Origin of the sequence: Kaistia dalseonensis (genome assembly GCF_030814715.1) — a bacterium.
In the GTDB taxonomy this organism is placed as follows: Bacteria; Pseudomonadota; Alphaproteobacteria; order Rhizobiales; family Kaistiaceae; genus Kaistia; species Kaistia dalseonensis.
Genome location: NZ_JAUSVO010000007.1, coordinates 189,738 through 212,688 on the forward strand (window position 1 = coordinate 189,738; position 22,951 = coordinate 212,688).

At 64.7% G+C, this 22,951-nt stretch carries 22 protein-coding genes and 2 tRNA genes; 12 read left to right on the plus strand and 12 right to left on the minus strand.

The features are described from left to right. Positions 1–5 precede the first annotated feature (5 nt). Positions 6–326 carry a DMT family transporter gene (locus QO014_RS22655; RefSeq protein WP_266351174.1) on the minus strand — a complete coding sequence of 107 codons (321 nt, stop codon included), beginning with the start codon at positions 324–326 and terminating at the stop codon, positions 6–8. A gap of 117 nt (positions 327–443) precedes the next feature. Further along, positions 444–623 (minus strand): hypothetical protein, encoded by a 180-nt coding sequence (locus QO014_RS22660; RefSeq protein WP_266351033.1) that lies wholly within the window; start codon positions 621–623, stop codon positions 444–446. A 233-nt stretch (positions 624–856) separates the two neighbouring features. On the opposite strand from QO014_RS22660, the gene QO014_RS22665 reads away from it, so the two are divergent. Continuing rightward, positions 857–1,699 carry a DUF1499 domain-containing protein gene (locus QO014_RS22665; protein ID WP_266351034.1) on the plus strand — a complete coding sequence of 281 codons (843 nt, stop codon included), beginning with the start codon at positions 857–859 and terminating at the stop codon, positions 1,697–1,699. Positions 1,700–1,763: 64 nt separating this feature from the next. Here QO014_RS22665 and QO014_RS22670 read toward each other — a convergent pair whose 3' ends face one another. Beyond that, positions 1,764–2,681, minus strand: coding sequence for an MBL fold metallo-hydrolase (locus tag QO014_RS22670; protein ID WP_266351035.1), 918 nt, complete (start codon positions 2,679–2,681; stop codon positions 1,764–1,766). 130 nt (positions 2,682–2,811) lie between these two features. Next, complete coding sequence (gene wrbA / locus QO014_RS22675; RefSeq protein ID WP_266351036.1) at positions 2,812–3,429, minus strand: NAD(P)H:quinone oxidoreductase type IV; 618 nt, start codon at positions 3,427–3,429, stop codon at positions 2,812–2,814. A 197-nt stretch (positions 3,430–3,626) separates the two neighbouring features. Here wrbA and QO014_RS22680 point away from each other — a divergent pair, with 197 nt between their 5' ends. Then, positions 3,627–4,550 carry an SMP-30/gluconolactonase/LRE family protein gene (locus tag QO014_RS22680; RefSeq protein ID WP_266351037.1) on the plus strand — a complete coding sequence of 308 codons (924 nt, stop codon included), beginning with the start codon at positions 3,627–3,629 and terminating at the stop codon, positions 4,548–4,550. 101 nt (positions 4,551–4,651) lie between these two features. Here the strand turns inward: QO014_RS22680 and QO014_RS22685 are convergent, their stop codons facing one another. Beyond that, positions 4,652–5,074, minus strand: coding sequence for a MerR family transcriptional regulator (locus QO014_RS22685; RefSeq protein WP_266351038.1), 423 nt, complete (start codon positions 5,072–5,074; stop codon positions 4,652–4,654). An 82-nt stretch (positions 5,075–5,156) separates the two neighbouring features. Here QO014_RS22685 and QO014_RS22690 point away from each other — a divergent pair, with 82 nt between their 5' ends. Next, the gene (locus QO014_RS22690; protein WP_266351039.1) at positions 5,157–7,508 is read left to right on the plus strand and encodes a heavy metal translocating P-type ATPase; all 2,352 of its coding nucleotides are present in this window, start codon (positions 5,157–5,159) and stop codon (positions 7,506–7,508) included. A gap of 118 nt (positions 7,509–7,626) precedes the next feature. After that, positions 7,627–8,289, plus strand: coding sequence for an invasion associated locus B family protein (locus QO014_RS22695; RefSeq protein WP_266351040.1), 663 nt, complete (start codon positions 7,627–7,629; stop codon positions 8,287–8,289). Between the two features lie 287 nt (positions 8,290–8,576). On the opposite strand, the gene QO014_RS22700 is transcribed toward QO014_RS22695, so the two are convergent. Continuing rightward, a tRNA-Pro gene (locus QO014_RS22700) sits at positions 8,577–8,653 on the minus strand. A gap of 146 nt (positions 8,654–8,799) precedes the next feature. On the opposite strand from QO014_RS22700, the gene QO014_RS22705 reads away from it, so the two are divergent. The 3 genes from QO014_RS22705 (at position 8,800) to QO014_RS22715 (ending at position 10,144) form a co-directional block, all read left to right on the plus strand. After that, a tRNA-Gln gene (locus QO014_RS22705) sits at positions 8,800–8,874 on the plus strand. 531 nt (positions 8,875–9,405) lie between these two features. After that, positions 9,406–9,573, plus strand: coding sequence for a hypothetical protein (locus QO014_RS22710; protein WP_266351041.1), 168 nt, complete (start codon positions 9,406–9,408; stop codon positions 9,571–9,573). Next, entirely contained in the window at positions 9,566–10,144 is a 579-nt protein-coding gene (locus QO014_RS22715; RefSeq protein WP_266351042.1) for a hypothetical protein, read from the plus strand. The genes QO014_RS22710 and QO014_RS22715 overlap by 8 nt, the downstream gene beginning before the upstream one ends. 60 nt (positions 10,145–10,204) lie before the next feature. Here the strand turns inward: QO014_RS22715 and QO014_RS22720 are convergent, their stop codons facing one another. From QO014_RS22720 to QO014_RS22735, 4 genes are all read right to left on the minus strand, one after another. After that, positions 10,205–11,329 (minus strand): alpha/beta hydrolase, encoded by a 1,125-nt coding sequence (locus QO014_RS22720; protein ID WP_266351043.1) that lies wholly within the window; start codon positions 11,327–11,329, stop codon positions 10,205–10,207. A gap of 245 nt (positions 11,330–11,574) precedes the next feature. Beyond that, on the minus strand, positions 11,575–13,230 hold the full coding sequence (gene pgm, locus QO014_RS22725) for a phosphoglucomutase (alpha-D-glucose-1,6-bisphosphate-dependent) (protein WP_266351044.1): 1,656 nt from the start codon (positions 13,228–13,230) through the stop codon (positions 11,575–11,577). An 89-nt stretch (positions 13,231–13,319) separates the two neighbouring features. Beyond that, on the minus strand, positions 13,320–14,669 hold the full coding sequence (locus tag QO014_RS22730; protein WP_266351045.1) for an ATP-binding protein: 1,350 nt from the start codon (positions 14,667–14,669) through the stop codon (positions 13,320–13,322). Beyond that, entirely contained in the window at positions 14,666–15,322 is a 657-nt protein-coding gene (locus tag QO014_RS22735) for a response regulator (protein WP_266351046.1), read from the minus strand. The genes QO014_RS22730 and QO014_RS22735 overlap by 4 nt, the downstream gene beginning before the upstream one ends. A 145-nt stretch (positions 15,323–15,467) precedes the next feature. Between QO014_RS22735 and QO014_RS22740 the strand changes: the two genes are divergently transcribed. The 4 genes from QO014_RS22740 (at position 15,468) to QO014_RS22755 (ending at position 18,849) form a co-directional block, all read left to right on the plus strand. Beyond that, the gene (locus QO014_RS22740; RefSeq protein WP_266351047.1) at positions 15,468–15,938 is read left to right on the plus strand and encodes an FMN-binding protein; all 471 of its coding nucleotides are present in this window, start codon (positions 15,468–15,470) and stop codon (positions 15,936–15,938) included. A 4-nt stretch (positions 15,939–15,942) separates the two neighbouring features. Then, positions 15,943–16,689 (plus strand): FAD:protein FMN transferase, encoded by a 747-nt coding sequence (locus tag QO014_RS22745; RefSeq protein WP_266351048.1) that lies wholly within the window; start codon positions 15,943–15,945, stop codon positions 16,687–16,689. Then, entirely contained in the window at positions 16,686–18,203 is a 1,518-nt protein-coding gene (locus QO014_RS22750; RefSeq protein WP_266351049.1) for an RnfABCDGE type electron transport complex subunit D, read from the plus strand. The genes QO014_RS22745 and QO014_RS22750 overlap by 4 nt, the downstream gene beginning before the upstream one ends. Before the next feature lie 145 nt (positions 18,204–18,348). Then, on the plus strand, positions 18,349–18,849 hold the full coding sequence (locus QO014_RS22755; RefSeq protein ID WP_266351050.1) for a cytochrome b: 501 nt from the start codon (positions 18,349–18,351) through the stop codon (positions 18,847–18,849). A gap of 38 nt (positions 18,850–18,887) precedes the next feature. On the opposite strand, the gene QO014_RS22760 is transcribed toward QO014_RS22755, so the two are convergent. Continuing rightward, positions 18,888–19,907, minus strand: a complete 1,020-nt coding sequence (locus tag QO014_RS22760; protein ID WP_266351051.1) for an alpha/beta fold hydrolase — start codon at positions 19,905–19,907, stop codon at positions 18,888–18,890. Between the two features lie 504 nt (positions 19,908–20,411). Further along, complete coding sequence (locus QO014_RS22765) at positions 20,412–21,461, minus strand: aldo/keto reductase (protein WP_266351175.1); 1,050 nt, start codon at positions 21,459–21,461, stop codon at positions 20,412–20,414. 197 nt (positions 21,462–21,658) lie between these two features. On the opposite strand from QO014_RS22765, the gene QO014_RS22770 reads away from it, so the two are divergent. Continuing rightward, complete coding sequence (locus QO014_RS22770; RefSeq protein WP_266351052.1) at positions 21,659–22,948, plus strand: hypothetical protein; 1,290 nt, start codon at positions 21,659–21,661, stop codon at positions 22,946–22,948. Positions 22,949–22,951 lie beyond the last annotated feature (3 nt).

A 22,951-nucleotide genomic window follows, 5' to 3' on the forward strand; every position in this document is an offset into this window, starting at 1 on the left:
GGGGCTCAGTGTTCGCCCGCGAGCTTGAGCCCGGCAATGCCGATCACGATCAGCGCGATGGCGCCGAGGCGGATGGGAGAGACGGATTCGCCGGCGACGATCACGCCGAAGATCACGGTGCCGACCGTTCCGATGCCGGTCCAGATCGCATAGGCAGTGCCGAGCGGCAGTGTCCGCAAGGCGAGGCCCAGCGCGCCGAGGCTGAGAACCATGGCAATGAGCGTGAGCGCGACAGGCACCGGACGACTGAATCCTTCAGTCGCCCGCAGGCCGACAGCCCAGCCGATTTCGAAAAGACCCGCGAGAGCGAGGTAAACCCACGCCATGATGAGCTCCATCAATGGTGAAGGGTCGTCCCGGGATCGATCTATCAAGGCAAGGTCGTCCTTGCCCGTCAGCATCAAGATGGGTTCGGTCTATAGCCGATCAAGGCGCCGGGCGAATTACTCGCGCTCGGGCTTGTCCAGCTTCGCCTGCATCTGCGGCTGGGGCTGCGCCTTCTTCTGCTGCTTGATCGCGGCCACCAGTTCAGGATTGCCGAGCTCGCGATACTGCGCCTGCAGGGCGTTATCCTGTTCGCGTTCCGCTTTGGATTTGAAGTGCGGATGCTTGTTCTGGGTCATGATATGTATAGTCCTAAGCGTTTCCGCCGCACCGCCTTGCCAATCTTTCGTCGGCTGACGTTCGGGGCAGCGCGTATGAATTCTTATTATGGCAGATTCGTGATTTAGATTTCGGTTAACGACCATCTGTCGGCTGGCGCTTGTTCGTGGGATAAGAGCGGATGCGTGGTTTTGAGGCGCGCTATGCTTGGTGTTGCGATGCGTGAGTGGCCGGTTTCCACAGGAGATTCGCAGTGGTAGCGAGGCCCACGCAGCGTGCCGCCCGCGCCGCGCCCTGGGCGCTTCGGTTCGCGCTCCTGCCCCTGCCGATGCTCATCCTGGCCGCTCTGCTTCGTCGCTATGCGCTGATGGAGGTGACGCCGCTCTTCGTCGTGCTCGCTATTGCCTGGGCGCTGTCCATCCTGGCGCTGGTCTGCGGCGTGATGGCGTTTCGTTCAATCTGGATCGACGGCACGACGGGCCTCAGGCCGGCCTTGACCGGCGTGCTGCTGGCGATCGTCGCCCTCGCGCTGCCGGCCGCGATCGTCTTCGAACTGGTGAGCCTGCCGCGCCTGTCGGACCTGTCGACGGACGGCACCGATCCGCCGCTCTTCACCGCCGCGCCCGACACCGTTACGATGCGCCCGCTGCCCGACGCGCGCGACAAGACATTGCAGGCCGAGGCCTACCCTGACATCGTGCCACGCCATTATTCGCTCTCGCCGGAGCGTGTGTTCCAGGCGATTGCGACGCTGGTGGAGGCGCGGGGATGGGTTGTGACGGATCAACGCGCGCCTGATTCCGATAACGAGGTCGGCTGGATCGAGGCGGAGGCGCACACGCTGGGCTTTGCCTTGCCGGTCGATATCGTGCTGCGCGTCGTGGAGGATGACCAGGGCACGCTGGTCGATATGCGTTCGGCCTCGCGCATTGGCGCGCATGATCTCGGCGACAATGCACGACGGATCCGCGCCTTCTTCGTCGATCTCGACGCCGCGCTGCAGGGCGTGACTGAAACCAATGACGGCACCGACGCCGATTCCGACACGGATGATCCCCTGCCGCCACTGCCCGTGGCGCCGCCGCCCCAGCCTTGATCGCGGCGCTGGAGCGTTTCCGAGCGAAGTGGGCACGAAGGAAGCGCGATCAATCAAATAGCGCTCAGTCGGTCTCCACCGGCTCGTAGATCGCCTCGAGTCCGAGGCCGCCCGGCGCACTGATGCGGCCGCGCGCGACGAGGTCTTCCAGATGGCCCAGCACGGCGAGGGCTGCCGCCCCGTGCAGCACTTTCGGCGTCTCGCGATAGATCACCGCCACGATGTCGGCGATTCGCCGATCGCCCCGGCTGATCCGTTCGACGATCGCGGCCTCGCGCAACCGGCGATGCGCCCTCAGCGCGCGCACGAAGGCGGGCGCATCGGCGATCGGGCCGCCATGGCCGGGCAGGTAGATCGTCTCGGGCCGCGCGGCGAGCCGTTCCAGCGATGCCATGTAGTCGGCCATCGCGCCGTCGGGTGGCGCCACGATTGTCGTCGACCATCCCATCACATGGTCCCCTGAGAACAGGATGGGCGCTTCATCGAGGGCGAAGGCCATGTGGTTTGCGGCGTGGCCGGGCGTCGCAATCGCCGTCAACGTCCAGCCGCGGCCGGTGATCCGCTCGCCATCGGCGAGCGCATGGTCGGGCACGAAATCCATGTCGCCGCTGGCATCGAGCATGGTCTGCTCGTCGATCGAAAGCGGCCGCGCGGCGCGGTGCGGGCCTTCGCCATAGCGCGGCGCGCCCGTCAGGGCGGCGAGGCGAGCCGCGCCCATCGAATGGTCGCGGTGTGTGTGTGTCACGATGATGTGGCTCACGGTCTCGCCCTGGACGGCGCGCAGCAGCGCATCGATATGGCCGGGATCATCGGGGCCGGGATCGATGATCGCGACCGTGCCATGGCCGACAATGTAGCTATTGGTGCCATGAAATGTGAACGGTCCGCCGTTCGGCGCCGTCATGCGTCGCACATGCGGGCCGATCCGGACCGCCTGCCCATAGGCGGGGTCGAAGTCGCGATCGAAAGAAATGGAGTCCATGGCCTCTACTAAGGGGAGGAGGGGCCTGCCTTCAAGGACCTGTCATCGATAAACGAAAACGCCCCGGCCGAAGCCAGGGCGTTTCCTTGCGCGCCACACCTGAAGGAAGAGCGCGGCAGCGACAGCGTGATCAGGCTGCTTCGAGCACCTTGCCGGCGACCTTGGCCGCGATCTTCGCGACATGGGCGCCCTGGAACTTGGCAGCCTCGATCTCGATCGCCGAAGGCTGGCGCGAGCCGTCACCACCTGTGATCGTGGAGGCGCCGTAGGGCGATCCGCCCTTCACTTCCTCAACACCCATCTGGCCCTGGAACGCATAGGGAAGGCCGATATAGCCCATGCCGTGATGCAGGAAGGTCGGGATGAAGCCGAGAATGGTCGACTCCTGGCCGCCATGCTGCGTCGCGGACGAGGTGAACATCGAGCCGATCTTGCCGACCAGCTTGCCCTGCGCCCAGAGGCCGCCGGTCTGGTCCCAGAAATTGCGCATCTGCGAGGCGACCGTGCCGTAGCGCGTGCCGGCGCCGACGATGATCGCGTCGTAGTTTTCAAGCTCGGCCGGCGTTGCGATCGGAGCAGCCTGGTCCATCTTGTAGTAGGACGCCTTGGCGACTTCCTCGGAAACCAGTTCCGGAACGCGCTTGATGTCGACGGTCGCGCCCGTGGAGCGGGCGCCCTCGGCTACGGCTTCAGCCATCTGCTCGATGTGGCCATAGGCGGAATAATAGAGAACGAGAACTTTGGTCATTTGGGTAGCTTCCTTCATTTGCGGTGCAGCATAGTTCGGCTTCCTGAAGGCTTTTGGAAAGCCGCCATCCGGTGAACAGTCTGTCTTCCTCGTGGGGAAAGGTACTGCGCGGCGAGCCGGCACCCTTGCAGCGGCGGAGCGTTGTCCTATGCTTATCCGAGCCTCGGGGGATCAAGACAGAGGCGCTTGGAGGATACATGCTCGACAAGGATTTCCAGGTCATTGATGACCGTTTTCGACGCTACGCGATGGGCAATGTCCATATCGAGCGCCTGTGGACCGGCAGCCGCTGGGCGGAAGGGCCGGCCTATTTCGCGGCTGGCAAATATCTGATCTGGTCGGATATTCCGAACGATCGCCTGCTGCGCTACGACGAGACCGACGGCTCGGTCTCCGTCTTTGCCGCACCCTGCAACAACCAGAACGGCCATACGGTCGATCTCGAGGGGCGCCTGGTCGCCTGCGAGCATCGCGGCCGCGCGGTCACGCGCATCGAGCATGACGGCTCGCGCAAGATCCTCGCCGATCGCTTCGAGGGCAAGAAGCTCAACGCGCCGAACGATGTCGTCGTCAAGTCGGATGGTTCTGTCTGGTTCACCGATCCGACCTACGGTATCGACGGCGAATATGAGGGCGATTTCGCGGTCTCGGAGATCGGCGCCTGCAATGTCTATCGCATCGATCCGATTAATGGCGCGGTGACGGCCGTCGTGACCGACATGGTCCGGCCGAACGGGCTCGCTTTCTCGCCGGACGAGAAGATCCTCTACGTTGCCGATACGGGCCTCACGCACAAGGCGGACTGCTCACCCGACATCCGCGCCTATCACGTCAATTCGGATGGACGCGGCGTCAGCGCCGGACGCAGCTTCGCCACCTGTGACAACGGGCTGTTCGACGGCTTCCGCGTCGACATTCACGGCAATATCTGGAGCTCGGCCGGCGATGGCGTCCATTGCTTCGCGCCGGACGGCAAGCTGATCGGCAAGATCCTGATTCCGGAAGTTGTGGCGAACGTCACCTTCGGCGGTCGCAAGCGCAATCGGCTCTTCATCTGCGCCACGACCAGCCTGTTCTCGGTCTATCTCAACACGCAGGGCGCGCTCCGGCCCAAGGTCTAGAGAGCGCTTTCGAGCGGAGCGGACACGCGGCTCGCGTGAGGGAAGCGTGACACATCAAATGGATGGATCATTTCAGCTCCATCTAGAAACGCTGAAATGATCTAGTGCCGCTCGTGCAGGCAAGCCGCGTGGTCGCCCAGGACCTCGATCACGCGGCATTGCGCGACGCGACCATGCTCGCCTTCGTCGACCATGCGCTGGACCTCGAAGCGGAGCGCGGTCAGCCGCGCGATCTTCTCGTCGATCTCGGCCAGATGCGAGCGGGCAATGACGTCGACCTCGGCGCAGGAGCGCTCCGGCTGGTCCGAGAGATCGAGGAGTTGGCGGATCGCATCGACCTCGAAGCCGAGTTCGCGGGCGTGACGGATGAAGCGCAGCCGCCGCACGGTCGCGTCGTCATAGGATCGCCGGTTGCTGTCCGTCCGCTCGGGCGAGGGGAGCAGCCCGACGCTCTCGTAATAGCGGATGGTCGGAACCTTCACACCGGTCTCGCGCGAGACCACGCCGATCGAAATCGCGTTCATCGCAAAAATACCTCTTGATCCTCTAGTCGCTAGAGCATGTAGCGTCCCATCCAGAAATCGCAAGATCGTTTGAGGATTGGTCATGAACGCGCCGCTCAAGACTGAGGACCGCTACCGCATAACCGGCATGGATTGTGCCGCCTGCGCCCGCAAGATCGACACGGCCGTCCGCCGCATCGACGGCGTGACGGAGGTTTCGGTGTCGGCGACGGCCGGCACGATGACCGTCGAGCGCCATGTCGATGCCCGGGTCGATGAGAAGATCGCCGCGAGCGTCACCGGGCTCGGCTACGGCATCGCAGCGCTCAACCGCCAGTCGGTGCAGCCGGCCGCGCGACATGCGCATGACCATGATCACGCCGGACACAGCCATGAAGGTCACGACCACGACCACGACCATGATCATGCCGGCCACGACCATGCGGGCCACGACCATGCGGGCCATGATCATTCCGGCCATGATCATTCCGGCCATGACCATGGCGGTCATGAACACGGCCATGGTGAAGCAGGCGCCGCTTCCGCGATGCCGCAGGGCTTGCACGGCCATGATGACGGACCGGAAGATGGTCCCTGGTGGGCGTCGCCCAAGGCGCGGCTGACGCTCTTTGCCGGTTTGGCGATCGTGGCCGCGTTCATTGCCACGCGGGTGGCTCCGACGCTCGGGCATTGGCCTTTTGCCGTCGCCATGCTGGTCGGACTGGTGCCGATCGCCCGCCGGGCTTTCGCGGCGGCGCGCTACGGCACGCCGTTCTCGATCGAGACGCTGATGACGATCGCGGCCGTCGGCGCGGTCCTGATCGGTGCGAGCGAGGAGGCGGCCATGGTCGTCTTCCTGTTCCTGATCGGCGAAATGCTGGAGGGCGCTGCGGCCCGGCGCGCGCGCTCGAGCATTCGCGGCCTGGCGCAGCTCCTGCCCGAAAAGGCGCTGCTGGAAACGGGCGGCGGCACGCGTGAGGTTGAAGCCTCGGCGCTTTCGCGTGACGCCATCATCCAGGTTCGCCCCGGCGACCGGATCGCCGCCGACGGCATCATCCTCAGCGGCGAAAGCGCCATCGACGAAGCCCCGGTGACGGGCGAGAGCGTCCCGAAGCGCAAGGGCGTCGGCGACAGCGTCTTTGCCGGCACGATCAACACCGACGCCGTGCTGCGCGTGAAGGTCACGGCGGTTGCCTCCGACAACACGATCGCGCGCATCGTTCGGCTGGTGGAGGAAGCTCAGGAAGCCAAGGCGCCGATGGAGCGGTTCATCGACCGCTTCTCGCGCTGGTACACGCCGGGCGTGCTGGTGGTCGGCGCCCTGGTCGCGATCCTGCCGCCGCTGCTCACGGGCGCGTCCTGGGACGAGTGGATCTATAAGGGCCTCGCCATCCTGCTGATCGGCTGCCCCTGCGCACTGGTCATCTCGACGCCGGCCGCAATTGCCGCCGGCCTCGCTTCCGGCGCGCGCCAGGGCCTCTTGATGAAGGGCGGTGGCGTGCTTGAGGCGCTCGCCCATATCACGCGCATCGCCTTCGACAAGACCGGCACGCTGACGCTCGGCACGCCTGTCGTGAGCGATGTCGCCGCGTTCGACACGAGCGAAGCCGACGTGCTGGCGCTCGCCGCATCGATCGAGACCGGCTCCAACCATCCGCTCGCCCGCGCCATTCTGGCGAAGGCCGCCGAATCGGGCGTGGCGATCCCGCTCGCAAGCGATATCGCTGCCGTCGCGGGCAAGGGCATGCGCGGCCGCGTCGATGGCCGCGACATCTTCCTCGGCTCGCTCGCTGCGATCGCCGACCTGGCCGCGTCGACGCCTGAGCAGGCGGCGTTGGCTGCGGCGTGGTCGGACGAGGGCAAGAGCGTATCGGCGCTCACGGTCGATGGCCGCCTGATCGGCCTCGTCGCGATGCGCGATGGTCCGCGCCCCGATGCGAAGCCCGCTCTGCGCGAGCTCGCGGCGCTCGGCGTGAAGCCGATCATGCTGACGGGCGATAATGCTCGTGCGGCGAATTCAGTCGGCGCCGATCTCGGCATCGAGGTGCGCGCCGGGCTGATGCCGGAGGACAAGCAGCGCATCATCCTGGAATTGCAGGCCGGTGGCGTGCGTGTCGCCAAGGTCGGCGACGGCATCAACGATGCCCCGGCGCTGGCGGCTGCCGATGTCGGCATCGCCATGGGCGGCGGCACGGATGTGGCGCTGGAGACGGCCGATGCCGCGATCCTCAACAACAGGGTCGGCGACGTGGCGCGGCTGATCCGCCTGTCGCGGCGGACGATGCGCAAGATCCACCAGAACATCGCCATCGCGCTCGGCCTGAAGGCGGTGTTCCTGGTGACGACGATCCTCGGCATCACCGGCCTCTGGCCTGCGATCCTCGCCGATACCGGCGCGACGGTGCTGGTCACGATCAATGCGCTGACGCTGCTCGCGCCGCGCAAGGGGGGCTGATCCGCCCAGCTCGGGGGAATCCCTATTGCCTTTATGAATCAAAGAGATTCAATTTTGAGGCATGCATGATTCGTTCGACCATGATGATCCGCGGGACGGAAAATCGATCATCTTTCGGGTGATCGAAGGTCTGTCCGTGGTCGCTTTCCTCGCTGCGATCGTCGTCTGGCAGAGCGACGGGACGCGGCAGGCGGCCGGCCGGTTCGTCGCCTCCTTCCGATCCGAAGCCCCGGCCGAGCCCGATCGCGGCGAATCGCCCATCATCGTGGCCGGCGATACGCGCCCCGTCCGCACCATCGATCTCAGCCGTGACGGCACGGAATCGGGCGTCGATCCGGTTCGGACCGGATCGATCGTGCCGCCATCGGCCTTTGCCATTGCGCGGTTGAAGGGCTGGGTCTCGGCCTGCGACAGCGACAAGGCGACATTCTGCACCGCTTCGCAGAGCTTGAGCGCTGAAAGCGACCCGGCGATCGAGACGTCATGGACGATCGAGAAGAGCCCGGAAGGCCTTGTCGGCGTATGGACCGTCCCGACCGACGTGCTGATCGATCGCGGCATGACGTTGATCGTCGGCGACGGCACGCCCAAGACGGTGCCCTACGCCTCCTGCGGCGCGGCATCCTGCAAGGTGCGCGCGAAGCTCGCGCCGAACTTCATCGGCCTGCTGCGCGGTTCGAAGCGGATCGCGACCGAGATCATGCTCAGGAACGGCCGCGTCATCACCTTCGATTTCAGCCGCAAGGGCCTGCCGGAAGCGCTGGAAAAGCTCGGCGTCTGAGCCGGGCTGCGCCGCGAATCTTCAACGACAGAGACCGGCGGCCCATCCGCCGCCGAAGCGGGACACGCATCTGGACGGGCGAATCCCGTCATCGGCCGAATCCGGTCCGATATTCATGCGCGGTGTGCGAGGGGGCCCGTCAGAGGCAAATCCGACGCTTTGCGCGTAACCAATCACGGCACGCAGTCACGAGTTTGATCAGGAAAAAAATGCTTTACCAGCTCAACGGCGGCGCGGCGGGCTTCTGTCGGGAAACTGTCAAACGACAGCTAGAAGACTAGAACCATTGGTCGGAGTGGCAGGATTTGAACCTGCGACCCCGTCGTCCCGAACGACGTGCGCTACCAGGCTGCGCTACACTCCGTGACCAGCGGTGAGGCGGGTTATAGCGATGCACTTGCAGGACCGCAAGCACCGAATGTTAGCCTGTGGAGAACCTTGCGGCCGTTGCGGGCGAAACGCCGAACGGCTATAGGACGGTCGCTGCGGCGCGTTCGACGCGCCGGCTGTTGGGGCGTCGCCAAGCGGTAAGGCAGCGGTTTTTGGTACCGCCATTCGGAGGTTCGAATCCTCCCGCCCCAGCCATTTTTTTTGAAAGAAAATTAAAGCAATAACTTATACGACCACTTGGACCTGAAAATTGGTCCAGTGTGTAACAGTCGTGTGGGTGTCACGCATAAGGCGATTTGGTCGATAGTGCGGCACTGTACGGGTTGCCCTACTAGCCGTGAGTGCCATTGCAACTGGTTGGAACGGTAAGCGTCGGACGTTCGTTGCCTCACTAAGTAACAAGGCTATGCACGGCCTTTGCAGCGGTGGACATCGCCAAATGCATGAGCGATCCGCAGCACGTAAGCGCAAAGACACAGCTCGCTGACAAGACGGTTAGCGAGCGTCAGTGGGAAAGCACGAAATTACACGCATATGTGCTGAGTGTGCCGAGTGAGCGTTGAACGCAATAGACGCATTGAAGCGCCGAAGTGCATTGTCGACGTCAAACGTGTTGAACGCGTATGAGTGTTTGTGCATTGTAAATGTCGCACATATATGTGGGACACAATCGACACCGACAAGGTCGGGTTCGCTCTACGAGTTTGAATCACCAAGGAGGGTGAAATGAGCGAAGCGGAAATCAGAGATCTGATCGCTGCGCTGCGACGCGCGGCTGATGAGGCGAAGACGCCGGAAGCAGCTCGCGCAGTGCTGCGCAGAGAAGGTGTGATTGACGAACACGGTGATTTCACTGAACCCTTTCGCGTGCCCGCTGATCTAGCAATTGCATAAACTCTCCACGACATTCGTTCTCGGATATCATGGATGTGACAAGGCGGTCGGCGAGGCGCTGCTGAACGGCGAACCGTTTAAGAAAAGCGCAAATGAATGGGATTGGCTAGGCCACGGAATTTATTTCTGGGAAGCCAATCCCGCTCGTGCGCTTGAATTCGCCAAGGAACAGCAAACTCGCAAGCTCGCAAGAGGCGAGCGGTTCGACGAGCCGTTTGTCGTCGGAGCGGTGGTCGATCTCGGCTATTGTCTAGACTTCATGTCGAGCATGGCAGAGGATGCATTGCTTGCAGCCTATCAGTCGTACCGGGAAATTTCAGAGACAGCCCGCATCCCTCTTCCAGAAAATGTAGGTGGAAGTGATAAGCTGCAGCGAAATCTCGATTGCGCCGTAGTAAATCACCTGATCGACATCCAGCGAAGTCGTGGACGCCCTCTCGATACAGTTCGCGCGGTTTTCGTCGAGGGTAAAGAAATCTACCAAGAGGCCGGGTTTCGTCGCAAAACACATATCCAGATCAGCGTAATCAATCCGGATTGCATCAAGGGCGTCTTTAGACTTCCAACTTGACGCCTGCTCGTGGTCGCCCGTGGAGCCTGATCGTCCATCCGTCTCGCGCTAACCGGCGGCCTACTGGCTCTTGATGATTCGGATGGGGGCGCCGAGCACTGTGAGCGGCAGCGTCACCACGCCCTGGACGGTGGTCGCGACCTTGCCGCTCTCCGATCCGTGGGACAGCGCTTCGTCGGATATGCCTTCCCTCAATATGGGCAGGAGTTCGGGCGCCGCCTCGGCGAGCTGCGCGAACTTGCCGTGATTGGAGGCGTCGAGCGCTTTCATGTCGGAGAGATCGATGACGGTCGCGCCGAGTGCCGCCAGCTCGTTCTCGTCGGAGTTCGAGCCAAGGCGCTCGCGGTCGCCCGCGATGAGCTTGGAGAAGCCCAGGGCGTTGTCGTCCTTCGAAAGCACCACGAAGAACGGCTGCTGCAGTTTGCCGAACCGGCGCATCTGCGACTTGAAGACATCCATATCGATATCGGGGGCGGCCAGGATGACCCAGCCGAGCTTTTGCGGATTCGCCAGCTTCCCCGAGATCTTGATCTGGCGCAGCGCTTCGACAGCGACCCAGTTGCCCATGGAGTGGGCGAGGATATCGACCGATTCGGCATGGCTGGCGAAAACGAGCCTGATCGTGCGTTCCAGATCGTCTCGTGCGGCCGTGGCGCTGTTCAAGTCGTAGACATAGCCGGCCACTTTCCCGCGTGAGGCCCAGGTGAACAGCACGGGCACGTCGGGAGTGCGTGAATCATGGTCGATCTGGGCAAAGCGAAAGATCGCCTCGGCGAACATGGTGTTGTAGCCGTGCACGAAGATCAGGACGCTCCGGCTGCCGCGCGGGCGCTTGTCGATCTGCGCATTGAGACGGTCGACGAATGCCTTGTCGCTGTCGAACAGCTCGGCATCGCGCACGACGAAGCTCTTCTCGGGGTTTCCTGGCGGGCTGGAGGGCCATTCGATCTCTCCCGCCTTGTGGTTGGGCGGGATCGAGACCTTCATGGATGCGAAGCTCAAGACGTCCGAACGCTCGCCGTTGAAATAGGTGCCCGGCCTTGCATCCGCTTCCCGCGTGGTCGCCACGAGCATCGTGACATCGCGGCCGCCCGGCTCGCTCATGGCGACCGGGATGAGAAAGCCCGATTCCGGCCGGCTGGCGCAGGCGGAGAGAAGTGTCGCCGCCGCCAGGAGGGCGACCATGCCAAGCATGGCTCGATAGCATCGGAAGGGTTTGAGCACCGCGGTGGAACTCCAGAACATGGCCGTATGCGATGCCAGCAGGCTATCAAATCGCTCGGTTTGCTCGCATTTCGGTCGCTCCGAGTCCATGACAAACTGGCGTGCGCCGCGTGAACCCCCGGGAATGGCGGATGCGGCAAACCGGAACCGCCATTCGGGGCGCCCGCTCGCTTCTGCGCCCCGAACGGCCTTGGACCCGCCGTGCCTTACGTCGCCTCGAACAGGCGGGAGACGACGGCCTGGGCGTCGCTCTGGATCTGCTTCAGGTGCTCGGCGCTGCGAAAGCTCTCGGCATAGATCTTGTAGACTTCCTCCGTGCCCGAGGGACGCGCCGCGAACCAGCCATTGCTGGCGACGACCTTGATGCCGCCGATCGGCTCGTCATTGCCGGGCGCCCGCGCAAGCCGCGCGACGACTGGCTCGCCGGCCAGTTCCTCGGCGTCGATCAGCGACGGGTCGAGCTTGGCGAGGCGTGCTTTCTGCTCGACGGAAGCCGGCGCGTCGATGCGCGCATAGAAGGATTGACCGAGATCGGCGGTCGCTTCCGCATAGACCTGACTCGGGTCCTTGCCGGTGCGCGCGGTCATCTCGGCCGCGAGCAGGCCCATGATCAGCCCGTCCTTGTCGGTCGTCCAGACGGACCCGTCGCGACGCAGGAAGGAAGCGCCGGCGCTCTCCTCGCCGCCAAAGGCGAGCGACCCATCCACGAGGCCCTTGCTAAACCATTTGAACCCGACGGGGACCTCGACGAGCTTCCGGCCCAGCTTGGCGACGACGCGATCGATCATGCCGCTGGAGACGATCGTCTTGCCGAAGGCGCTTTCGGGGCTCCAGTCGGGCCGGTTGGCGCAGAGATAGGCGATCGAGGCTGCGAGGAACGCATTCGGGTTCATCAGCCCGCCCGATGGCGTCACGATGCCGTGCCGGTCCGCGTCGGTATCATTGGCGAAGGCGACGTCGAACGTGTCGCGCATGGCGATGAGCGGCGCCATCGCATAGGGCGAGGAGCAATCCATGCGGATCTTGCCGTCCCAATCCGCTGTCATGAAGCTGAAGGTCGGGTCCACGACATCGTTCACGACGGTCGCGTCGATCTTGTAGCGCTCGATGGCGGGTTCCCAATAGCGCACGGCCGCGCCGCCGAGCGGATCGATGCCGACGCGCACGCTGGCCGAGCGGATGGCCTCCATGTCGACGACCTGCGCGAGGTCGCTCACATAGGGGGTGATGTAGTCATAGGGATGGATGCAGGCCGCCTTGCGGGCTCGCGCATAGGGCAGCCGCAACACGCCCTCGAGATTGGCGGCCAGGAAGTCGTTGGCCGCCTTGCCGATCCAGCCGGTGACGTCGACATCGGCCGGGCCGCCATTGGTCGGGTTGTATTTGAAGCCGCCTTCGTCGGGCGGATTGTGCGAGGGGCTGATGACGATGCCGTCGGCGAGCCCTTCTGTTCGACCGCGATTATAGGTCAGGATCGCATGCGAAATGACCGGCGTCGGCGTGTAGCCGCCATGCTCGTCGATCATGGTCTCGACGCCGTTCGCGGCCAGCACCTCGATGGCCGATGTGAGCGCAGCCTCCGAGAGGGCATGGGTGTCCATGCCCAGGAAGAGCGGCCCGGTAATGCCGGCCTTGCGGCGATAGAGGCAGACGGCCTGGGTGATCGCGAGAATATGCGCTTCGTTGAAGGCGGCGGCAAAGGCCGAGCCGCGGTGGCCCGATGTGCCGAAGGCCACGCGCTGGGTGGCGATGGCGGGATCCGGCTTGAACGCGAAATAGGCTGTCATCAGCCGGGGAATATTGGCCAGCAGCGAGCGCGGTACCGGCTTCCCGGCCAGAGAATTGACAGTAGCTTCCGACATTTGGTGCTCCGAGCGATCCGACAACGACGCGGATATGGCGGATCATAATCCGCACCGCGTGTCATTGTCGTCACCGTTCCGGCGTCGCGTCAGGCGCGCAGCACCAGGCGGGCCTCGAAGCCGCCCGCGCGGCCTTCGGCGGGCGACAGCAGATCGAGCCTGCCGCCGGTCTGCGCCATGATCGTCTCGACGATGGCAAGGCCGAGGCCGGAGCCGGTATGGCCCGTCTCGCCGCGCGCAAAACGCCGCTTGAGCCCGGCCAGGACATCGGGCGGCACGACCGGCCCATTATTGATGACGCGAACCACGCCCTCGGGCTCGACCCTGATATCGACGGGGCCATCGGCTTCGCCGTGATGGGCGGCATTGTCGATCAGGTTGCGGGCGGCGATGGCGAAGGCGTCCATGTCCATGCGGGCGAGCAGCCTCACGCCCGGCGGCTTCTGGTAATGGATGCGCGAGGGATCATCGAGCAGCTTGGCGCAATCGATGACGACGATGTCGAGCACCGGGATGAGGTCGACTTCCGTCTCGGTCTGGCCAACGCCCGCATCGGCGCGCGAAAGCTGCATCAGCTTTTCCGCGAGCTTCGAGAGGCGCTTGAGCGTCGCCTCGACATCGCGCGCGCGCCGGCGGTCCTTCGGGTCGTCGAGCTCGGCGATCATGCGCTGCGTCTGGGCGAGCGCGCCGGCGATCGGCGTGCGCAGCTCATGGGCGCTGTTGGCGGCAAAGGCACGCTCGGCATCGAGAGCGGCGCGCAGCCGCACGAGCAGATGGTCGACGGCCTCCGCGATCGGCCGCAATTCGCGCGGCTGGTCGGAAATGTCGAGTTCGGCCAGGTTGCGGCCGCCGCGCTTCGCAATATCGCCGCTGAGGCGGCGCACGGGCCTCATGGCGCTGCGCACCGTCAGCCAGATCGCGGCGATGTTGAAGGGGATCAGCGCGACGAGCGGCCAGAGCAGCGCCCTGATGCCGCTGGTTACGGCCTCGTCACGACCTTTCGTCGTCTCGGCGATGGTGATGGTGAGGCCCGTCGCCTCGTCCCGGTCCGTGAACAGACGATGATCGCCGACCGTGCTGAGGCCGAGCGCCGTGGTCTGGTCAAAGGGCAGGATCGGCGCGTCATGGGTGCGCAGGAGCACGCGGCCGGACGCGTCACGGAGCTGATAGCTCAGATATTCCGAGCGGCCGGCGGTGAAATGATGGATCGCGCGCGAATCGTCGCTCTCTCGGCCTTCGAGATCATCGGCGGCCAAAGGCAGCAGCCTGCGGCCGGTCTCCTGCAGCGCCCGGTCGAAGGCCTCGTTCAGCTCGTGATAGGACACGTAGATCGAGAACGATGCGGCCGCGCACCAGAGCACGGTCGTCCCGAGCGTCAGGCCCAGTATCAACCGCGCCGTGATCGAGGAACGGCCCCAGAGGCCGCGGAGTCCGCTCACGTGCTCACCTTGTAACCGGCGCCGCGAACGGTCTTGATCGTGTCGCGGCCGAGCTTCTTTCTCAGCCGGCTGACATAGACCTCGACGGCGTTGCTGTCGATTTCCGCGCCGAATTCATAAAGCGAATCCTCGATTTCGGATTTGGCCACCATGGCGCCGGCCCGGCGGACGAGGCGTTCCAGCACCGCCCATTCGCGGGCGGTCAGGTCGACCTCGCGGCCATGGACGCTGACGAAGCGCCGGGCGAGGTCGAGTTCGAGATCGCCGAGCCGCAGCAGCGGATTGGGGTTGCCGCCATAGCGCCGCGCCACGGCGCGCGCCCGCGCCGAAAGCTCGCTCAGGTCGAACGGCTTGACGAGGTAGTCGTCGGCGCCGCTGTTCAGCCCCTCGATGCGCGAGGCGATCTGGTCCTGCGCCGTCAGGATGATGACGGGGACGGCCGAGCCGCGGCTGCGCAATTCGCGCAGGAAATCGATGCCTCGCCCATCCGGCAGGTTGAGATCGAGCAGGATGAGCTCGTAGTCGATCGTGGCCATGGCCTCGCGCGCGTCGTCGAGGCGCTTCAGCCAGTCGACGCCATAGCCGAGCGAGGCCACATGCTCGCGCACGGCTTCACCGAGAACATAATCATCTTCGATCAACAGGACGCGCATGACACCTCAGCCACCTCGACCTTACGCGAGAAAGCTGACGCGAGGCTGAACGAAATTCTGGGCCGCTTTCAGGCTGGCGTCAGTTTCGTGGCCTAGCCTCCCGACCATCGCAGGCTTGTTCCTGCCCGATTGCGAGAGGTGAGACGTGCAATCCTTCCAACATTATGCGGCGACGGCCCTGCTGGCGGCCTCGGCGCTCTCCGGCGTGACGCCGGCCCAGGCAGCCCCCGCTGTTCCTGCAGACCAGACGGCGCCGGCGCCCGCATCCGGCGCGCCGATCGACATTTCCAGCAAGAGCGGTCCGTATCGCGACGGCAGCTTCACCGGCCCTGTCTATGACGCCTATTACGGCCTCGTGCAGGTCAAGGCGAATGTGCAGGGCGGGCGGATCGTATCGATCGACGTGCTGCAATATCCGTCCGACCGGCGGACCAGCCGCGCGATCAATTCGCAGGCGCTGCCGATGCTAGAGGACGAGGTCATCAGCGCGCAGAGCGGCAGCGTCGACATCGTCTCCGGCGCCACGCTGACCAGCACCGCCTATGTCCGCTCCCTGAGCAAGGCATTGGCGCAGGCGCGGTCGCAAGGCCGATCGCAAGCCCAGACGGGATCGTGAGGGCATGCGCGACACGCGGATCCTGATGGGCATGCCGATCACGGTCGAGATCGTCGATGCGGCGAAAGCAGAGCGGCTGATCGAGGCGGTCTACGCCTATTTCGCGGCCGTCGATGCGCGCTTCAGCACGTTCAAGCCCGATAGCGAGATCAGCGCGATCAATCAGGGACGTGTCGCGCCGGCCGATCTCAGCGCCGAGATGCGCGAGGTGCTGGCGATCGCCGCCCGCACGAAGCGCGAGACGCGCGGCTATTTCGAGATCCAGCGGCCGGACGGATCACTCGATCCGTCCGGCATCGTCAAGGGCTGGGCGATCCGCAATGCCGCCGATCTGCTCCGCCGCGAGGGTGTCGCCAATTTCTTCGTCGATGCCGGCGGCGACATCCAGTCGTCCGGCGTCAATGCCGAGGGAAAGCCCTGGAAGATCGGGATTCGCAGCCCGTTCAACGACCAGGAGATCATCAAGATCGTGCACCCCGGCGGACACGGCATCGCGACCTCGGGGACTTATGTGCGCAACCAGCACATCTACAATCCCCATGCGCCCGACCGGGAGATCGATGACATCGTCAGCCTGACGGTCATCGGCTCCGATGTTCTCGAAGCCGATCGCTTCGCCACCGCCGCCTTTGCCATGGGCCGGGCCGGCATCCATTTCCTCGAGGCGCAGCCGGACCTCGAGGGCTATCTCGTCGACGCCCGGGGCGTCGCGACGCAGACCACCGGCTTCAAGGCTTTCATATCGCCATGAACACGATCGTCGACCGCTTCCTCAATCACGTCACCATGTACCGGCTGGTGCTCTTCTACGTCGCCGGCCTGCTGGCCGTCTCGTTCGGGCTCGGCTTCTTCAAGCTCGTCCCGCACGACCCGACTGCGCTCGCCTTCTCCGGGGTGGTGATCCTCGCCGTCTGCTGGCTGACGAACCGGCTGTTCGCGATCCTCTTTCGCGTGCCGGTCAATACGGAATCGATCTACATCACGGCGCTGATCCTCGCGCTGATCATGCCCCCGGTCACAGCCTCCAATCTCGTCGGCGTAGCGGGCCTGGCGGTCGCCTCCGTCGTGGCCATCGCCTCGAAGTTCCTGCTCGCGATCGGCCGCAAGCACATCTTCAATCCGGTTGCGATCGGCGTCTTCGCCTCGGCCATGCTGCTCGACCAGCCGGCGACATGGTGGGTCGGCGGCAACATGACCCTGCTGCCCTTCGTGCTGGTCGGCGGGCTGCTGGTCGTGCGCAAGGTGCAGCGCTTCGACATGATCGGCGTCTATATCCTCGCCAATCTGGTCGCGACGCTCGCCACCACGACGCCGGAGATGTATGGCGAGGCGCTTTCCGAGGCGCTGATCTACTCGCCGCTGTTTTTCGCCGGCTTCGCCATGCTGACCGAGCCGCTGACCGCGCCGCACGCGAAGATCCCGCGCCTGATCTATGGCGCGCTGGTCGGCGCGCTTTCATCGCCCAACGTCCATATCGGCTCGTTCTATCTCTCGCCCGAAGTCGCCTTCCTGGTCGGCAATCTCTTCGCCTACGCCGTCAGCCCGAAGGGCCGTTTCAAGCTGACGCTGCTCAGGATCGAGAAGATGGCCTCGGGTTGCTATGATTTCGTCTTCGCCACCGAGAAGAAGCTCGCCTTCAAGGCCGGCCAGTATCTCGACTGGACGCTGCATGTCCGCCACCCGGACGATCGCGGCAACCGGCGGCCCTTCACCATCGCCTCGGCGCCGACCGAGGGGGAAGTGCGGCTCGGCGTGAAGTTCTATCCCGGCCCGAGCGCCTTCAAGCGCACGCTCTCGGCGATGAAGCCCGGCGATGTCATCTATGGCTCGCAGATCGCCGGTTCGTTCACGCTGCCCCGGAACGAGACCGAAAAGCTCGCCTTCATTGCCGGCGGCATCGGAGTCACCCCGTTCCGCAGCATGGTGCAGGACATGATCGACCGGAAGGATCGGCGACCGGCCATACTGCTCTACGGCAACAACCGGCTCGACGAGATCGCCTATGCCGACATATTCGACCGCGCCGAGCGCGAACTGGGTCTCAGGACCGTCTACGCCGTGGCCGAGCCTCATGCGGCTGGATCGAACCTGCACCAGGGCCTTATCGACGAGGCACTGATCCAGCGCGAGATACCCGATTTCCGCGACCGCACGTTCTACATCTCCGGGCCGCGGGCGATGGTCGTGCGCTTCCAGCGCGTGTTGAAGCATCTGGGCGTCGCCCGCTCGCGCATCCATGTCGATTTCTTTCCCGGCTTCGCATGACGTCGCCGGTCGATGATGCGGCGCTGCGAGACGTCACGGTCCGGCCGGCGAGATCTGCCGCATCACGCATCCCCGGATCGGGCGGGGCACGTCCGATCCACCGAGGCCGTCAATCCCGGCGGCTTCTTGCCAGAAAAGGTGAGACATGACTGAAAAGCCCGCCACAGGCTATTCGCCGCTGCAGATATCGCTCCATTGGGCCATCGCGCTCCTGGTGCTGTTCCAGCTTCTCTTCGGCGAGAGCATGACGACGGTCGTCGATGCGGCCGAGGAAGGAACGAGCGTTTCCGCGACCGACCAGTTCCTGGCCAATTCGCATTATTGGGTCGGCCTGTCGATCCTCGCCCTCGTCGCCCTGCGCATCGTCGTGCGGCTCTGGCAAGGCGCGCCGCCCGCGGCCTCGGAGGGGCCGTCCTGGATGGAAGTCGCGGCGAAGATCAGCCATTGGCTGTTCTATGCGCTCCTCGTGGCGGTTCCGGTCACCGGCCTGCTCGCGATCTATGTGTCGGACTCTTTCGGCGACATTCACGCCCTCGGCAAGCCCGCCTTCATTGTCCTGATCGCGATCCACGCGCTGGCGGCGCTGTTCCACCAGTTCTGGATCAAGGACGGCACGCTGCGGCGCATGCTGGTTCCCTCGCGTTGAACGATCGGGCGCCGCTTTGATCCCGGCGGCGCCCGGCCTCAGCTGTCCAGCAAGGCCGCGATGTGACGGTTGGTGAAGTCGGCATCGGCCTGCGATGAAATGCCGTCGCCCGCAATGTGGCCCCAGACCGAAGGAATGGGGACACAGCGGGCGTCGCGCATATGCGCGATCTCATATTCATTGTCGGCGACCGGGAAATAGAGATCGGTCGTGCCCGGCATGATCAACGCCTTTGCCTCGATCGCGCCGAGCGCCCGCTCGAAATCGCCGCCATAGCTTTCATTGGCGCTGATGTCGGCGCGTTGCCAGGTCCGGACCATGGTGAGCAGGTCGTTCGGATCCTTCGGCTGATAGAACATGTCCCAGAACTGTTCGAGGCAATCGTCGAGCGAAGCGAAGCCCAGAACGCTCTGGTCGAGCCGATCGCGATAGAAGGCCTGTGACAGGGCCCAGCCGGCGAAGATGCGGCCGAAGGCCTTCAGGCCCTGCATCGGCGTGGCGACACAGTCACCATTGTTCCATGCGCCATCGGCTGTCAGCGCCGCGGGAAGGCTGGAGAGAAATACATAATTGTGGCGCGAGCAGCGCGCCGCGCCGCAGATCGCCGCCATACGCGCGACCTTGTCGGGGAAGCGCGCGGCCCATTCGAAGGCCTGCAGCGCGCCCATCGAGAAGCCGATGACCAGTTGCAGGCGATCGACCGCGAAGCGCTCCGTGACGAGGCGATGCTGCGCGCGGACATTGTCGGCGACCGTTACCTCGGGAAAACGCGGCCCGTCGAAAGGGGCGGGCGTGTTGCTCGGCGAGGAGGACTCGCCATTGCCGATCAGCGCTACCGTGACGATGAAATAGCGGCGTGGGTCGAGCGCAAGCTCTTCGCCGATCCGCGCCTCATTATGCATCAGCAGGCCACCAAACGCGGTTGGATAGAGGACGACGTTGTCCTTCTCGGGGGAGAGCGTGCCGAATGTCTTGTAAGCGAGCCGCGCGCCGGTCAGCACGACGCCGCTCTCGAGGGTGAAATCGCCGAGTTCAAAGGTCGCAATGTCGGAATTCATGCCGTCCGCCGCCCGCTTCGCCCGACACGGAATCGCGTGGGCGCAGCGAGCCTAGAACATTTTCCGGCGACATGGACCGTCGTCCGCGCCAGCGCCTTGCGTCGGGATCGATGCACAAGAGAGACTTATCGAGCCGATGCCGGGATCTGGTTGATCAGGCGGATTCGATCGGCGCACCCAAGCCGCTTCGGTCGAGCCAAGCGTCGCTCAGGCGAGGATCTGGGTCCGGCCGTCTGTATCCGGAGTGAAGGACACGGCCCCGGCCTTGTCATCCATTGTCGGCGCCGGCTCCGGCCGGGCGCGGAGGCGCGGGCGATCGGGCAGCGGCGGGCGCTGCGGTCCCGGTGTCGGCAGTCCGTCGTGCCATGTCTGCATGATCCCCTCCCATCACTGGCCTCACGCAACAATAACGCCTGAAATTTTTCGTTCCACCGTTATCGGCACACGATTTGGTGAGGGGCCGAAAAGATGGCTGGCCCGGGATCACCGGGCCGGCCTGTCGCATCAGAGATAGGGCGCGAGAAAGACCAGATCGGCCTTGCTCAGGCGTTCCGAGGCGGTCGCCGCCTGGTGCCAGTAGGGGTAGAGCAGCGGCAGTTCGCTGACCTTGTCGAGGCGGGCGCGTTCATCCTCGGTCAGCTTGACGTCGACTGATTTCAGATTGTCCGCAAGCTGCGCATCGGTGCGCGCGCCGATGATGAGCGATGTGACGCCGGGCCGGCCGAGCAGCCAGGCGAGCGCGATCTGCGCGCCCGAAACGCCATGCGCCTCGGCGATCTCCACCACGACATCGACGATATCGTAGAGCTTGCCCTCATCGCGGACCGGTGGCTCCTGCCAGGCGGTCAGACGGCGCGAGCCTTCCGGGCCGTCCTTGCCGCGGCGGTACTTGCCGGAGAGCAGGCCGCCGGCGAGCGGGCTCCAGATCAGCGTGCCGAGGCCCTGGTCGACTGTGATCGGCAGCAGCTCATATTCCGCCTCGCGCGCCTGCAGGGTGTAGTGGATCTGCTGGCTGACATAGCGCTGGTAATTGTGCTGGTCGGCGGCGGCGAGCGCCTTCATCAGGTGCCAGCCGGAATAGTTTGACGCGCCGACATAGCGGACCTTGCCGGAGCGTACGAGCGAATCGAGCGCCTCCATCGTCTCCTCCAGCGGCGTCTGGCCGTCCCACTGGTGCAGCTGATAGAGGTCCACATAATCCGTGCGCAGCCTGCGCAGGCTCTTTTCGAGCTCGGCGATGATATGGAGGCGCGAGGCGCCGCCATCATTCGGACCGTTACCGATCCGCATCCGGCATTTGGTCGCGAGCAGGACCTGGTCGCGCGGAACCGGCAGCGCTTCGCCGATGATCTCCTCCGAGGCGCCGTCCGAATAGACGTTGGCCGTGTCGATCAGGTTGATGCCGGCATCGATCGCCATCGCCATCTGACGACGCGCACCGGCGGCGTCGGTATTGCCGACATTGGCGAAGGGACCCTTGCCGCCGAATGTCATGGTGCCGAGGCTGAGCGTCGAAACGCGAAGGCCGGAACGGCCAAGCTGGCGATATTCCATCATGTCTCTCCCTGGGATTCCGAACGCCTTCGACGAAGCGCGGCGTAATGGCAGCAGTGCTGTGCGGGGCCAACAGATTATCACGCCAGTCGCGGAAGGGGAGTCGCTCATGCGGACTTGACGCAACGTCATTGCTCGGCGAGCATGGGTTCGCAACTCTTGGTGGCGGCGCGGGGGCGATCCGGCATGGGCGAGGCATGAACGGCGCGGGGCCTGATCTCGTGATCGCCCGCATGCTGGCGGCGGTCTGGATCGCGATGCTGGCGAATGACGCGCTGGGCGGGCCGATCCGTGCGGGTGCGGATGCGCTCGGCATTCTGCCGCTCGTCTATGTTCCCTTCCTCCTGGCCGGCCTCGTCGTACTGCTGCATCTCGCCTGCCGCATCCTCGATCTCCGCTTCGACGCCGGTGCGCTGTTCATCTTCGTGCTGGTGGGTTGGGGTGTTTCCTATGCGTTGTTGCTCGGCGGCGAACTGCCGCAGACCGCTTTCGGCCTCTACACATGGTTGCCGCTCTTCATCGGCATCCTGATCGTGCGTTTCGGGCAGGTGGACCTGTTTCTCCGCATGATGGCGCCGCTCTGGCTCATCGCGGTCGGCGGCGTATTGCTGAGCGCGCTCCTGCCCTTGCCCTGGATCGGGGCGCGCTACGAGATCGCCGGCGCCGAACTGGCACTCGCCCGCGACTGGCAGAGCTTCGGCGTGGCGCGCCTGCCCGGATTGACGCGGGCAAGCTTCACGGCCGCAAACCAGATCGTCTTCGCCGCCTGCCTGTTGCTGCTGCAGCCGCGCAGGCCCGCCAGCAAGATCGCAATCTGGCTCGTCTCCTTCCTGGCGATCCTGCTCACGACTTCGAAAATGCCTCTGGCAGCGCTTTGCTTCGTCCCGGCCTTGCTGCTGGCCCATGACCATTTCGGGGGCCGCGAGGGGTCGCAGGGTCTCGCGCGGGCGATGGTGGCAGCGCTGATGGCGATCATGGTCGCCCTGCCTCTGCTCGCACTTGCGGGCCTCCGTCCGGAATGGTCGGACGGTGCGGGCTTTTTGAACCTCGCCTCGCTCGGTGGTCGCTTCGGCGATATGTGGCCGCGCGCCTTCGCATTGATCGATCCGCACGGCCCGCAATTCTGGCTCGGTACCGGCTTTGGCGGCATCGGCGTCAGCCAGAGCCTGTTCGATCCCACCCGCTACAGCGCGGGCGATAACCTCTTCGTCTTTCTCTACGTCTCGCTCGGTATCGGCATGTTGGCCTTTGTCGCCGCCTTCTTTTCCCGTGCCGCGCTCAGTCGCGAGGGGCTGGCCCTCGCGCTCCTGGTCCTGTCGCTCGGGCTGACAGCGAACGTCATCGAAGCCGTGCTGCCCTGCCTCGCGCTCGGGATCATCATGGGCAAGTGGCTGTACGGCCAACGGGCTGCGCCGGCGGCAGAGCAGAGTTGGATTGGCGCGCAAGGCGACGCCATGGCGGATAGCGTCCGCCTGTCGCGGACCTAGCCC

What these genes read in the sequence shown, in the direction of transcription:
- QO014_RS22710 (WP_266351041.1), top strand. Translation starts at nt 9,406, where the DNA reads ATGAGCGAAGCGGAAATCAGAGATCTGATCGCTGCGCTGCGACGCGCG.
- QO014_RS22655 (WP_266351174.1), bottom strand. Translation starts at nt 326, where the DNA reads ATGGCGTGGGTTTACCTCGCTCTCGCGGGTCTTTTCGAAATCGGCTGG.
- QO014_RS22720 (WP_266351043.1), bottom strand. Translation starts at nt 11,329, where the DNA reads ATGGTCGCCCTCCTGGCGGCGGCGACACTTCTCTCCGCCTGCGCCAGC.
- pgm (WP_266351044.1), bottom strand. Translation starts at nt 13,230, where the DNA reads ATGTCGGAAGCTACTGTCAATTCTCTGGCCGGGAAGCCGGTACCGCGC.
- QO014_RS22755 (WP_266351050.1), top strand. Translation starts at nt 18,349, where the DNA reads ATGACTGAAAAGCCCGCCACAGGCTATTCGCCGCTGCAGATATCGCTC.
- QO014_RS22745 (WP_266351048.1), top strand. Translation starts at nt 15,943, where the DNA reads ATGCGCGACACGCGGATCCTGATGGGCATGCCGATCACGGTCGAGATC.
- QO014_RS22685 (WP_266351038.1), bottom strand. Translation starts at nt 5,074, where the DNA reads ATGAACGCGATTTCGATCGGCGTGGTCTCGCGCGAGACCGGTGTGAAG.
- QO014_RS22760 (WP_266351051.1), bottom strand. Translation starts at nt 19,907, where the DNA reads ATGAATTCCGACATTGCGACCTTTGAACTCGGCGATTTCACCCTCGAG.
- wrbA (WP_266351036.1), bottom strand. Translation starts at nt 3,429, where the DNA reads ATGACCAAAGTTCTCGTTCTCTATTATTCCGCCTATGGCCACATCGAG.
- QO014_RS22690 (WP_266351039.1), top strand. Translation starts at nt 5,157, where the DNA reads ATGAACGCGCCGCTCAAGACTGAGGACCGCTACCGCATAACCGGCATG.
- QO014_RS22765 (WP_266351175.1), bottom strand. Translation starts at nt 21,461, where the DNA reads ATGGAATATCGCCAGCTTGGCCGTTCCGGCCTTCGCGTTTCGACGCTC.
- QO014_RS22735 (WP_266351046.1), bottom strand. Translation starts at nt 15,322, where the DNA reads ATGCGCGTCCTGTTGATCGAAGATGATTATGTTCTCGGTGAAGCCGTG.
- QO014_RS22660 (WP_266351033.1), bottom strand. Translation starts at nt 623, where the DNA reads ATGACCCAGAACAAGCATCCGCACTTCAAATCCAAAGCGGAACGCGAA.
- QO014_RS22770 (WP_266351052.1), top strand. Translation starts at nt 21,659, where the DNA reads ATGAACGGCGCGGGGCCTGATCTCGTGATCGCCCGCATGCTGGCGGCG.
- QO014_RS22680 (WP_266351037.1), top strand. Translation starts at nt 3,627, where the DNA reads ATGCTCGACAAGGATTTCCAGGTCATTGATGACCGTTTTCGACGCTAC.
- QO014_RS22750 (WP_266351049.1), top strand. Translation starts at nt 16,686, where the DNA reads ATGAACACGATCGTCGACCGCTTCCTCAATCACGTCACCATGTACCGG.
- QO014_RS22670 (WP_266351035.1), bottom strand. Translation starts at nt 2,681, where the DNA reads ATGGACTCCATTTCTTTCGATCGCGACTTCGACCCCGCCTATGGGCAG.